Genomic DNA, 11961 nt, shown 5'->3' on the forward strand with positions numbered 1-11961 from the left:
ACCCGCTGAAACAGCTCCCACAACTCATCCGGCACCAGCCGCTCAACAATCCCCACCACAGCCAGCAGCCTACTCAGCCAAATGAGATGACGTCTTAGCGTCATCCGTCGAGGAGCTGCCGCTTCTGCCGCTCGAACTCGGAGTCGCTGAGGACGCCCCGGTCGCGGAGCGCGGCCAGCTTGGCCAGCTCGTCGGCGACCGAGGCCGGGGGAGCCGGGGCGGGCGCGGGCACCGGCGCGGGCGGCACGGCCGACAGGGCGTGCGCCGGCGCGGCGGACGCGGCCGGCGCCGGCCTGACCGCCCAGCGCGCGGCGAACACCGCGATGCCGATACCGGCGATGACCAGACCGAAGGTCTTGTCCTCCTCGGCGATGCGCTTGGCCTGCTCGGCCTCGAACCTCTCGTCCTTGGCGGACTGGGAGGCCTCGTAACCGAGGGCGTCGGCCCAGTCGGCGGCGGAGGCGTGGATGGCGGCCTGGTCGGCCACGTCACTGTCGCTGTCGGCGTCGGCGTAGATGATCAGCCCGATGACGGCGATGAGCAGACCGGCAAGGGTCAGGGCGAGTCGGGCGCGTCTCTTGGCGGTGGTCACGTGCGGGCTCTCCGGAGGTACGGGTACTGGTGACCACCAGACCTCCGGCGCGATCAAGAGGTTGTACGGGAAGCCCCGCCCGGCGGGCGCCGCTCAGGCCAGCGAGAGGAAGAGCTTCTCCAGCCGCGTCCGCATCTGCTCGGGGTCCTCGCCGTTCTTGCGGCCCGCCTCCATGTCGGTGATGCACTTCTGCAGGCCGGTGGCGATGATCGCGAAACCCGCCCGGTCCAGCGCCCGGGACGCGGCGGCCAGCTGCGTGACGACCTCCTCGCAGTCCCGGCCCTCCTCGATCATGCGGATCACGCCCGAGATCTGACCCTGCGCTCGGCGCAGACGGTTCAGGACGGACTTGAGTTCCGCACCCGCGAGATCCAGTTCCACGATCACTCCTCGAGAAATACCCCTAGGGGTACTGTACGTCCCGGTTCGGGACACCGTCGACCACCGGTGAGCACAACAGCGACGGCCGCCCCCGTCATTCCGGTGTGTCACCGGAGTCCGGGACCGGTCCCCGGAGCTCGAGGCTGAACCAGGTCGTCTTGCCCTCGTCGGTCGGACGTACGCCCCAGTCGTCGGCGAGCGCGCGGACGAGCAGCAGACCGCGGCCGGACTCGTCGTCCTCCGTCGCGAGCCGGGGCTGGGGCAGATGCAGTCCGCGGTCGCTGATCTCCACGGTCAGGGCGGTGTCCGTGCGGCACACATACACCCCGATCGGTCCCTGGGCGTGCCGCACGGCGTTGGTGAGGATCTCGGAGAGCAGCAGGAGCGCGTCGTCCGCCGCGCCCGCGCAGTCCCAGGCCACGAGTGCCTTGCCCAGGAAGTCGCGGCCGGTGCGGACGGACTCGGCGGCGGCGGGCAGATCCGTCGCGACCGTGGCCAGCGGAGCCGCGGGCAGCTGGGTCAGCAGCAGCGTGACGTCGTCGTGTCCGTCCGCGTCGGGGAGCAGCGTGGACAGGACGTGGTCCGCGGCGGCCTCCAGGTCGGGCGGCGTGTCCGGCAGTCCGTCCAGCGTGGCGATCAGCTCGCCGAGCTGGTCCTCGATGTCGGCCCCCGGCGTCTCGATCAGCCCGTCCGTGTAGAGCACGAGGGTGGCGCCGGGCGCGACGGTGGTGCAGCGCTGCTCGTAGATCACACCGCCGACCCCGAGGGGGGCGTTCACGGGTGCCGGGAGCACCTGGGCGTTCCGGCCGGGCGCGGTGACGAGGACCGGCAGGTGACCGGCGGAGCACATCGTCACCTCCCCGGTGTCGGCGGCGATCACCAGGTAGCAGCAGGTGACCAGCTGGTCCGGGACGTCGAGGTCGGCGACGACGCTCTCCAGGGTCTGCATGAGCTGCCGCGGCTGCACTCCGGTCTTGGCCAACGCGTGTGCGGCCGAACGTAGTTGGCCCATGACGGCGGCGGCTTCGAGGCCACGGCCCATGACGTCGCCGATCAGCACCCCCACCCGGCCGGCGCCCAGCGGGATCAGGTCGAACCAGTCGCCGCCCACGCCGGCGCCCTGGGTCGCCGGAAGGTAGCGGCTGGCGGTGGCGAGGCCGGGGATCGCGGGCGGCGTGCCCATGAGGCTGCGCTGCAGCGTGAGCGCGATGTGCCGCTGCTGCTCGTACAGTTCCGTCAGTTCGGCCTCGGCGCGCTTGCGGTCGCTGATGTCCCGGACGATCGCGCACGCCCCGACGACCCTGCCGTTGCGGCCCCGGGTCGGCCACAGGGTGACGTCCACGTCCAGCAGGTTCCCGGAGCGGGTGACCCGCAGCGTCTCGAAGTGCTCGACCTTCTCGCCCCGCCGCAGCCGCTTCAGGAGCGCCGTGATCTCGTCCCCGCGCTCGGGCGGCGCCAGCAGGGCCACGTGCCGCCCCAGCACCTCGTCCGCCGTGAACCCGTAGAGCCGCTGGGCCGCGGCGTTCCAGTACGTGATGTGACCGTCGAGGGTCTTGGCGAGGATGGCGTCCTGCGAGGACTCGACCAGCGCGGCGAGTTCGTTGATGCGTTCCTCGGCGGCCTTGCGTTCGCTGACGTCGCGTACGGCGGCGGAGACGAGGAGGCCGTCGGCGGTCTCGAGCGGGCTGAGGCTGATCTCGACGGGGAACTCGGTGCCGTCCTTGCGCAGTCCGTAGAGGTCGAGTCCGGCGCCCATGGGGCGGACCTGCTGGTTGTGGGTGTAGGCGTTGCGGTGTTCGGTGTGGTGGGCGCGGAAGCGTCCGGGGACGAGGAGTTCGACGGGGTGGCCGAGGAGTTCCTCGCGGCGGTAGCCGAAGAGGGCTTCGGTCTGGGCGTTGACGAGGCGGATCATGCCCTTGTCGTCCACGATGACCATCGCGTCCGGCGCCGCCTCCAGCAGCCCCCGGAACCTTTCCTCGGCGGCCTTGCGTTCGCTGACGTCGCGTACGGCGGCGGAGACGAGGAGGCCGTCGGCGGTCTCGAGCGGGCTGAGGCTGATCTCGACGGGGAACTCGGTGCCGTCCTTGCGCAGTCCGTAGAGGTCGAGTCCGGCGCCCATGGGGCGGACCTGCTGGTTGTGGGTGTAGGCGTTGCGGTGTTCGGTGTGGTGGGCGCGGAAGCGTCCGGGGACGAGGAGTTCGACGGGGTGGCCGAGGAGTTCCTCGCGGCGGTAGCCGAAGAGGGCTTCGGTCTGGGCGTTGACGAGGCGGATCATGCCCTGGTCGTCCACGATGACCATCGCGTCCGGCGCCGCCTCCAGCAGCCCTCGGAACTTCTCCTCGGCGGCCCCCGGACCCGCCGCCCCGTCCGGTGCGCCGCCGCACCGGCACGTCCGCTGCGGCACCGGACCGGCGGAGTCCGGTGGTCGTGCCGCGGTCGGCTCACTGATCGTCATCATCGCCCCCCAGGCATTGAGACGGGCCATTCCAGTGCAGTCCGCGCGGCCACGCGCCGACATGTCGCTTAGTGACACCACACCGCCCGAACCTGTCGCCCTTGATCAACAAGCTGATCACTCCGCGTCCACGTCCGTTCACTCACCGGCCCGGCGGCACGGCACCGGCGGGGACGTGCCGACGCCTCAGCCGGATTTATTAATTCCGGATACGCGGCGCGCGACGCCATAACGATTCCTGATGGCTGAGAGTATGCCTTTGTATTGGACAGGGTGGCTGAAATTATGTTGATATTGCCCGGAAAATGCGGTGGGTGGCCATGGTGCCGGCCCCATGAACTTTGGAGACTCGCATGGGAACCGTAGAGAACACCGAAGAAATGTACAATCTTTTCAACAAAGCAGCGAAGGCCTATGACCAGAGCGGCGTGGAGTTCTTCCGTCCCATAGGCCGCCGTCTCGTCGAGTTCTCCGGAATACCCGCCGGGGCGTCCGTGCTCGACGTCGGGGCCGGCCGCGGGGCCGCGCTCTTCCCGGCCGCCGCCGCCGTCGGCGCGAGCGGCGAGGTGATCGGCATCGACATCTCCGAGGAGATGGTCAAGTACGCGCAGGCGGACGCGGCCGAGTTCGGTCTGGCCCAGGTCGGTCTGCGGGTCATGAACGGACAGCGGCCCGAGTTCGACGCGGGCCGGTTCGACGCCGTGATCGGCAGCTGCAGCCTCTTCATCTGGGTCAAGGGCCCCGACGACGTGCGCCCCTACTTCGAGTTGCTGCGCCCGGGCGGCCGGTTCGCGACGGCCGCGCCGTCGTTCTTCTCGACCGCGCGCGGCAAGTGGGCGCTCTTCCCGGAGATCGTCAACGAGCTGCTGATGCCCTACATGCTGCAGTCGCTGAAGCAGAGCGGTGCCTACGACTCGCAGTTCGCCAACGCCGGCGCGAACTGGCTCATCACGGCCGACTCGATCGAGAAGACGCTGGCGGACGCCGGATTCGTCGACATCGAGGTGGTGGAGGAGGAACTGCCCGTCGTCGTGAAGTCGGGCGAGCAGTGGGTCGAATTCACTTACACCACTGGAATGCGCGGAATGTGGGAGCGAATCGAGGAGGACGAGCGCCGGCAGGTGATCGCCGAGGTTTCCCGGCGACTGGACACGCTGCGGGACGAGAACGGCGTGATCACCGTTCCGGTGCCGATCGTCTACATGCGGGCGAGCGCCCCGAAGGCCTGATGCCGGCCTTTTGGTAATTCGCGATATCGAGCGCGACGACCGCGGTCCGTATGGGGGAGAAGTGGCAGCAGGGGTCGAAGGCGATTGGCCGGTCACCGCGAGGGAGGCGGAACTCGCGGAAATCAGGGAATGGGCGGCCGCCGGGACCGGTGCGCTGCTGGTCGGTGATCAGGGGGTGGGGAAGACCACCCTGCTGAACGCCGCGCTGGAGCGGGCCGAGCGCGGTGGGGCGCGGGTGGTGCGCGGGGACGCCGTGCGCGACCAGCTGCACGGCGACGCGCGGCCGCGGGCCGCGCGCCGCCGGGTCATCGTGGCCATGGACGACGTGCACAGGGTCGATCCGGTGACGCTGGCGCTGGTGTGCCGGCTGGTGGACAGCGGCCGGGCGCTGCTGCTGGCCACCGCCCAGCCCGGCGCCGCCCTGCCCAGGGCCCTGCGCCGCCTGCTCATCGACAAGCGCCTGCGGCGGCTCGCCGTCGACGCCCTCGACCGCTCGGGCACCGTGCGCGTGCTCGGTGCCCGGCTCGGCGGCCCGGTGGCCGTCGACACGGCGGAGCGCTTCTGGGAACTGACCCGCGGAAACGCCCTCGTCCTGCGCGAACTCGCCGACCAGGCCCTGGTCGCCGGAACCCTGCGCCGGGTCCGGGGCCGCTGGCACTGGCCCGGCCTGCCGGGTGTGCCCGACAGCCGGCTGACCGACCTGTGCGACCTGCTCCTGGGCGACCTGGACGCGGACGAGCGCGAGCTGGTGAACCTGCTGGCGCTCGGCGGGCCGCTGGAGGCCGGGCTGCCCGTCGTCGAGGCGCTGGGAGAGGCGGCGGAGTCCCTGAACCGCCGTGGCGTCCTCGTCGCCGAGCACGCCCGGTACCGGCTCTCCCTGAGACTCGCGCACCCCCTCTGCGCGGTCGTCGTCGCGGCGACCCTGCCCGAGCTGACGGCCCGTCGGCTCCGGCAGGAGATCGCCGACGCGATCAGGGGCACCGGTGCCCGCCGGCACCACGACGCCGCCCGCCTCGCCCGCCTCGGCCTGGGCAGCGGCACGCTGCCCGAGCCCGCGAGGCTGCGCGAGGCCGCCGTCGACGCCCTTCGCGGCGAGGACCACCCGCTCGCCGAGCGGCTGAGCCGCGCGGCGCTGACCGCCGGGGCCGACGCCGACACGGCGCTCGTCCTCGGCGAGGCCCTGGCGGGCCAGGCCCGTCACGTGGAGGCCGAGGCCTGCTTCGCGCGGGCCCCCCGGTCCGCCGCGGTGCCGCGCCCGCGAGCCCTCAACATGGCTCTCGGCCTGGGGCGGCTCGCCGAGGCGGAGGCGGTCGCCGGGACGGATCGGGCGGCGCGGGCCACCGTGCGGCTGCTCAAGGACCGGATCGGCGAGGCACGTCGGCTGGCCGCGACGGCGGTGGGGGCCGAAGCGCTGCTCGCCCTGGTCTGCCACGAGTCGGGCGACGACGACAGCGCCCTGGCCGCGCTGGCGGCCGCCCGGCCGGCCCTGGCGGGCCGGAGCGGGTCGGCACGCCTGGAGCACCTCTACGTCGGCGGATGCGTCACCGTCGCGGCCAGGGGCCCGGCCGAGGCCGGGGCGGTGCTGGAGGAACTGCGCGAGCTGGCCGTGAGCGGCGGCCCGCGCGCCGGCACCTACGCCCGTCTCCTCGCGGCGCGCGTGCTGCGCGCCGAGGGCCGCCCGGCCGAGGCGGTCGAGCTGCTCCGGCAGGCGGCCGCGCACCGCGGGACCGCCGACTGGCTCAGCACCCGCTCGCTGCGCCTGGCCCGGCTCGCCGGGGCGGTGGCCGAGTCGGGGGACGCCCCCGAGGCCGCGTCGCTGCTCGCGGAGGCCCGCGAAGCACAGCGGGAGGAGTGCGCGTACCCGCTGATGGCGGATGCCGTGGAACTGGAGGCGGCGCTGGTGACGGCATACCTCGGCGACCGCGCGGCGGCGGCCGGCCAGGCGTGCGACGTCGCCGAACGGGCGCTGTCCGCCGGCCGGCGGGCCCAGGCGCTGGCCGCCCTGCACCTCGCGGCCAGGGCGGGCGAGGCGCCCCGGGCCGCCGCGATCTGGACCACCGCGGGCCTCGGCGCGCCGACGGCCGGCCAGGTGGTGCTCAGGCACGTGTTCGCGCTCGCGGAGCCGGACGGGAACGCACTCGAGGAGGTCGCCCGGCGGTTCGGTGGCCTGGGGCTGCTGCCGCTGGCCGCGGAGGCCGCGGCGCAGGCGGCCCACGTCCGTCAGGCGTCCGGCGACCGCCGCGGCGCCCGGGCGGCGCAGGCCGCCGGCGCCGGGCTCGCCGCCCGTGGCGGCGCCGAGCCGCCGGCGTGGGCCGTGCCCGCGGACCGCCGGGAAGCGGGTGCCGGGACCGAACTGACCGCCCGGGAGCGAGAGGTGGTGACCCTCGCGGTGTGCCGGCTCTCCAACCAGGAGATCGCCGACCGGCTCGTGCTCTCCGTACGCACGGTGGAGAACCACCTCTACCGTGCGTACGGCAAGCTCGGCGTCACCGCCAGGACGCAGCTCGCTCCCGTGCTGGGCATGGGGCAGCCCGCACCGGTCAACCGTCGGTCCTGGCCAGTTCCCGCGTGATCCGCTCGTTCCACGCGGCGAACGTCGGGGTGCCGGTCAGGTCCCCGAAGGCGACGGCGAGGCCCGCGCGGCGCCACTTGGTGACCAGCCGCATCATCTGCAGTGATTCCAGGCCCAGTTGGATGAGATTGGCGTCGTCCTCGATCTCGGACGGGCTGACGCCGATCAGTTCGGCCAGGGCCGCGCGCAGTTCCTCGCCCGTGAGGGCGGCCGGGGCCGTGACGTCCGTCCGGTTGCCGCTGTCGCTCATGGTGGTGGGGTCTTCCTTTCCGGCCTGATGTGGTGGGTCATTCGGCGGCTTCGGCGACGATCTCCAGGATCGCCACGCCGGCCTCGAAGCCGGGGCTCCCGGTGAAGAGCATCACCTTGTCGCCCGGACCGACCTGACGGGTGCTCCACAGGTGCTCCAGACCGATGAAGACATCGGCGGCGCTGATGTGGCCGACCTTGCTGGTGTGCTCCCAGATCCCGCTGTCGACGGTGAAGCCGATCGGGTCGAGGAACTGGTCGCGCAGGGCGTCCATGGTGGCGCTCGGGTGGCACACCCGCTTGATGTCGGCGGCGGTGATGCCGGCGTCCTCAAGCGCCTCGTCGAGGGCCTTCTGCAGCACCTCGCCCGGGTGCTCCATGGGGGGAGTGTTGCCCTTGGCCCACTCCTCCATCCAGAACCTGACCCGGGCCTCGTAGTCCAGCGCCCTGCCGAGGGTCACCGCCGGCGGGAAGATCGGCTCGCTGCCGCGGTGGAGTGCCTCCATACCGGGGGCGGAATACGTGCCGACGGACAGCAGCCGGGCGATACCGCCGGTGCGCGAGACGACCGCGGCCGCCGCGCCGTCACCGAAGATGGAAAGACGGGACGTGGTCCAGCGGTCGACCAGCGGAGTCGAGTAATTGTCCGCCGCGGTGAGCAGAACCGCCGACTTGCGTGTGTCGCAGGCGAGCCGGTGCGCGGAAATGGCAAGGGAGGAAAGCATTCCCTGGCAGCCCTGCTTGACTTCCAGCGCCGTTATCGGGGTGTTCAGAGTGTTGTTGAGAATGTAGTGGGCCGGGGACCAGCCGTCGGGGCCCTGGTGGTAGGCGGAGCTGTGGAACAGCGCGCCGAAATCCTCTTTCGCGTGTCCCGACCGCTGGATCGCCTCCTTGGCGGCCAGTACGGCCATTTCGGGGGCCGACAGTGAATCGGAGACGGCGACGGACTCGAGCTGCGAGGCCTCGCGGACGTCCGCGCCGTACCAGCCGGACTCCACGGCCCGCTCTGTCGTGACCAGGCCGGGCACGAACGTGCCCAGGCCCGACAGGTAGACGTCCTCAAACTTCATCGTGGTTCCCTTCCGATGCGCACCGATGCGGATGCTGCGCGGCCGAGGTGTGCTGCGCCGTCCCAAGACGACCACGGTCCGCGGCCCGGCGCCTGAGTAACCGCTACTCAGTTCCCCGGCGGACGACGGGACCCTGCGCGGGCGGGCTCCGCGAGCCGTGCGGAACAGGGAACCGGACGGCGATTTCGCGCCACTTTCGTCCGGCCGAGGCGGTGCCGCCGGCCGGTGATTTCACCGCGAGCCGGCTTCGGCTTTATCCGCGCTTAACGGTTCGGCGTGCAATCTGATGGAACGTCAGCTACCGCTGTGTAAGATGGCCATGGAGTCGAGGTTCCCTCACCGCCTTGCCGGGGAGGCATCTCGATCGGGCCCGATTCGGGTCCGACGGAGAAGGTTTCGCCCGGAATTCCAGGCCTTTTCGTCCGCCTCGGGCGGGAAGGCCAAGGCCTGCACTATTCCGGTTTGTGGTACGGGGGAGAGTATGTGCTTGGCATTTGGTCGACCAGGTGTGCGCGGTTTATCCGGGCTCGGCGAGAGTCCGGGAAGAACTTCGCGCGCACACGCACCCGCGGGGGCCCGGCCCGCCGCGCGGACCGTCGGAAGGGGGGACCGTGGCCGCCCGTTCTGACCTGATGAGCCGTCACCAAGCGTCCTTGGCCTCCGCGGAAGCGCCGGGACCGCGGCCGCAGCATCGCGGTGCGGCGGCCGTCTGGCGCGTCCTCGTCGTGGAGAACGACGACGAGGACGCCGAGCCCCTGATGAGGAGACTCGCACGGCACGGGCACCACGTGGACCGGGTGTCCGGCGGCATCGCGGCCCTCGACGGCTACGGTGAGGCCGACCTGGTCCTGCTGGACCTGGAACTGCCCGACCTGGACGGGCTGGAAGTGTGCCGGCAGATCCGCGCCGCGGGCGACACGGCGGTCATCGCCGTGACCGCCCGGGGCACGGAACTCGACCGGGTCCTCGGACTGCAGGCGGGTGCCGACGACTACGTCGTCAAGCCCTACGGCTTCCAGGAGCTGCTGGCGCGCATGGAAGCGGTCATGCGCCGCGTCCGGATCTCGTCCACCGATCCGTCGCTGATCGTCAGGGGCCCCCTGTGCATCGACGCGGCCGCCCGCCGGGTGCGCCTGCACGGCCGGCTGATCGACGTCACCCGCAAGGAGTTCGACCTGCTGTACCTGCTGGCGCTCCAGCCCGACACCGTGGTCTCGCGAAAGACGATCATGCAGACCGTCTGGGGCGACGTCTGGTCCCGGCGCACCATCGACACGCACATCAGCAGCCTGAGGGGCAAACTCGGCAGCAGTGAGTGGATCCGCAACGTCCGCGGCGTCGGCTTCCAGCTCGGCTGCGCCTGAACCCCGTCACCTCCACCCGGCGGCCGCCACGGCCGCCCACCAGCGAAGCGGCCCCCGGGACACGGTCCCGGGGGCCGCTTCGCGTGCGCCTACGCCAGGCACAACTCACTTTGTTAGCAAGGGAGTTGACACTCCTCTGACGAAGACCGCAAGCCGTCTGAGGAACGTGCACTGACTCTGACGCCGAGTTGAGTGTCCTTTCCTTGAACGCGTCCAGGCCACCGGGCAGTATCAGTGGCGCGTCAGCGAGCCCCACCCGTGTCCTCCCGTACCGGTCGACCGCCCTGGCGCCTTCACCCTCTCCCGCAGGAAAACGACCGTCAGCGCACCCTTTGGAGTTCTTCCATGGCTGAATCCGCCCAGAGCAACGTCCGCACCGACGAAGCCGAACTGCGCCGCCTCAACCGCGCGACGGTGGAGAAGTACATGGCCGCCCTCGGCCCGGCCCGCCTCGAGCGCCACCTGCTCTTCACGGAAGACGGCGTCGGCGGTCTGTGGACCACGGACACCGGGGCCCCGATCGCCATCCGCGGCCGGGACCGGCTCGGCGAGCACGCGGTGTGGTCGCTGAAGACCTTCCCGGACTGGGAGTGGTACAACATCCAGATCTTCGAGACCCAGGACCCGAACCGCTTCTGGGTGGAGTGCGACGGCCGCGGCAAGATCCGCTTCGCGGACTACCCCGAGGGCTGGTACGAGAACCACTTCCTGCATTCGTTCGAGCTGGAGAACGGCCGGATCAAGCTGCAGCGGGAGTTCATGAACCCGTTCGAGCAGCTGCGCTCCCTCGGCATTCCCGTCCCTGAGATCAAGCGCGCCGGCATACCCACCTGACCGGCCGTCGCTCCGCCGCAGAGGAGGATCCCATGGATGAAGTCGTGCGCGACATCCGCGTCCGAAAGGCACTGCAGCAGCCCGAATGGCCCGACCTGGCCCAGGCCGAGCGGGTGGGGGACATGCTGGCGGCCAGGCCGGCGCTCGTACGCGCCCGTGACCTGGAGGTGCTGCGCGCGGCGCTGGCCCGGGTCGCGGCCGGCGAGGCCGTGGTGATCCAGGCCGGCGACTGTGCGGAGGACCCCGCCGAGTGCTCCGCCGCGGACGTCTCCCGCAAGGCGGCGCTCCTCGACCTGCTCGCCGGAACACTGCGCATGAACGCGCTCAAGCCCGTCATCAGGGTCGGCCGGATCGCGGGCCAGTTCGCCAAGCCCCGCTCCGGCACGGCGGAGCCGGTGGGCTCCGCCCTGCTGCCCGTGTTCCGGGGCCACATGGTCAACGGGCCGGAACCGGACCCCGAGGCCAGGCGCGCCGACCCGCTGCGCATGCTCACCTGTCACATGGCGGCGGACGAGATCATGAAGCATCTGGGCTGGCAGCGGGAGGTGTCGCCGCACGACCCCCTCGGGCCGTCGGTGTGGGCCAGCCACGAGGCACTGCTGCTCGACTACGAGCTCTCCATGGTGCGCACGGCCGAGGACGGCAGGCTGTTCCTCGGCTCCACGCACTGGCCCTGGATCGGTGAGCGCACCCGCCAACTGGACGGAGCGCACGTGGCGCTGCTCGCCAAGGTGAGCAACCCCGTGGCCTGCAAGGTGGGTCCCTCGATGGACCCCGCCGAGCTGGTGGCGCTGTGCGAACGCCTCGATCCCGGCCGCGACCCCGGACGGCTGACGCTCATCTCCCGGATGGGCGCGGAACGCGTCTCTCAGCGGCTTCCCCGGCTGGTCGAGGCGGTGCGCGAGGCCGGCCACCCGGTCGTCTGGCTGACCGATCCCATGCACGGCAACACCGTCACGGCGCCGGACGGCAACAAGACCCGCCATGTCGAGACGGTCGTGGACGAGGTCCGGCGGTTCCAGGAGGCCGTCACCGGCGCCGGGGGCGTGGGCGGCGGGCTGCACCTGGAGACCACCCCCACCGACGTGACCGAGTGCGTCTCGTGCCAGGCGGACCTCGGCCGTGTCGGCGACAAGTACACGACGTTCTGCGATCCGCGGCTCAACGCGCGGCAGGCCGTCTCCGTCGTGTCCACCTGGAACGTCTGACCACGCG

At 71.6% G+C, this 11961-nt stretch carries 10 protein-coding genes; 5 read left to right on the forward strand and 5 right to left on the reverse strand.

Annotated elements, in window-relative coordinates:
* Positions 1–100 precede the first annotated feature (100 nt).
* The 3 genes from ABZ478_RS27790 to ABZ478_RS27800 all read right to left on the reverse strand — a co-directional run bounded on the left by ABZ478_RS27790 (position 101) and on the right by ABZ478_RS27800 (position 3428).
* The gene (locus ABZ478_RS27790) at positions 101–592 is read right to left on the reverse strand and encodes an SHOCT domain-containing protein (RefSeq protein ID WP_359553423.1); all 492 of its coding nucleotides are present in this window, start codon (positions 590–592) and stop codon (positions 101–103) included.
* Between the two features lie 93 nt (positions 593–685).
* Entirely contained in the window at positions 686–973 is a 288-nt protein-coding gene (locus ABZ478_RS27795; protein ID WP_358934614.1) for a metal-sensitive transcriptional regulator, read from the reverse strand.
* A 94-nt stretch (positions 974–1067) separates the two neighbouring features.
* The gene (locus ABZ478_RS27800; protein ID WP_359553425.1) at positions 1068–3428 is read right to left on the reverse strand and encodes a PAS domain S-box protein; all 2361 of its coding nucleotides are present in this window, start codon (positions 3426–3428) and stop codon (positions 1068–1070) included.
* 353 nt (positions 3429–3781) lie between these two features.
* Here ABZ478_RS27800 and ABZ478_RS27805 point away from each other — a divergent pair, with 353 nt between their 5' ends.
* Both ABZ478_RS27805 and ABZ478_RS27810 read left to right on the forward strand, forming a co-directional pair.
* A complete protein-coding gene (locus ABZ478_RS27805) occupies positions 3782–4657 on the forward strand; it encodes a methyltransferase domain-containing protein (protein ID WP_359553426.1) in 876 nt (291 codons plus the stop codon).
* A 61-nt stretch (positions 4658–4718) separates the two neighbouring features.
* On the forward strand, positions 4719–7229 hold the full coding sequence (locus ABZ478_RS27810; RefSeq protein WP_359553428.1) for a LuxR family transcriptional regulator: 2511 nt from the start codon (positions 4719–4721) through the stop codon (positions 7227–7229).
* Here the strand turns inward: ABZ478_RS27810 and ABZ478_RS27815 are convergent.
* Positions 7198–7479, reverse strand: coding sequence for a phosphopantetheine-binding protein (locus ABZ478_RS27815; RefSeq protein ID WP_358934606.1), 282 nt, complete (start codon positions 7477–7479; stop codon positions 7198–7200). The genes ABZ478_RS27810 and ABZ478_RS27815 overlap by 32 nt on opposite strands.
* Before the next feature lie 37 nt (positions 7480–7516).
* A complete protein-coding gene (locus ABZ478_RS27820) occupies positions 7517–8548 on the reverse strand; it encodes a ketoacyl-ACP synthase III family protein (protein ID WP_359553430.1) in 1032 nt (343 codons plus the stop codon).
* Positions 8549–9201: 653 nt separating this feature from the next.
* Here ABZ478_RS27820 and ABZ478_RS27825 point away from each other — a divergent pair.
* The 3 genes from ABZ478_RS27825 (at position 9202) to ABZ478_RS27835 (ending at position 11954) form a co-directional block, all read left to right on the forward strand.
* Positions 9202–9912, forward strand: coding sequence for a response regulator transcription factor (locus ABZ478_RS27825; protein ID WP_359553432.1), 711 nt, complete (start codon positions 9202–9204; stop codon positions 9910–9912).
* 345 nt (positions 9913–10257) lie between these two features.
* Positions 10258–10746 carry a PhzA/PhzB family protein gene (locus tag ABZ478_RS27830; RefSeq protein ID WP_359553434.1) on the forward strand — a complete coding sequence of 163 codons (489 nt, stop codon included), beginning with the start codon at positions 10258–10260 and terminating at the stop codon, positions 10744–10746.
* 32 nt (positions 10747–10778) lie between these two features.
* The gene (locus tag ABZ478_RS27835) at positions 10779–11954 is read left to right on the forward strand and encodes a 3-deoxy-7-phosphoheptulonate synthase (RefSeq protein ID WP_359553436.1); all 1176 of its coding nucleotides are present in this window, start codon (positions 10779–10781) and stop codon (positions 11952–11954) included.
* Positions 11955–11961: the final 7 nt, after the last annotated feature.

This window comes from Streptomyces sp. NPDC005706, assembly GCF_040631045.1.
Lineage (GTDB): Bacteria > Actinomycetota > Actinomycetes > Streptomycetales > Streptomycetaceae > Streptomyces.

Bases quoted from the DNA above. Each gene is read 5' to 3' on its own strand.
- ABZ478_RS27800 (WP_359553425.1), bottom strand. From the start codon at position 3,428: ATGACGATCAGTGAGCCGACCGCGGCACGACCACCGGACTCCGCCGGT.
- ABZ478_RS27805 (WP_359553426.1), top strand. From the start codon at position 3,782: ATGGGAACCGTAGAGAACACCGAAGAAATGTACAATCTTTTCAACAAA.
- ABZ478_RS27815 (WP_358934606.1), bottom strand. From the start codon at position 7,479: ATGAGCGACAGCGGCAACCGGACGGACGTCACGGCCCCGGCCGCCCTC.
- ABZ478_RS27820 (WP_359553430.1), bottom strand. From the start codon at position 8,548: ATGAAGTTTGAGGACGTCTACCTGTCGGGCCTGGGCACGTTCGTGCCC.
- ABZ478_RS27830 (WP_359553434.1), top strand. From the start codon at position 10,258: ATGGCTGAATCCGCCCAGAGCAACGTCCGCACCGACGAAGCCGAACTG.
- ABZ478_RS27835 (WP_359553436.1), top strand. From the start codon at position 10,779: ATGGATGAAGTCGTGCGCGACATCCGCGTCCGAAAGGCACTGCAGCAG.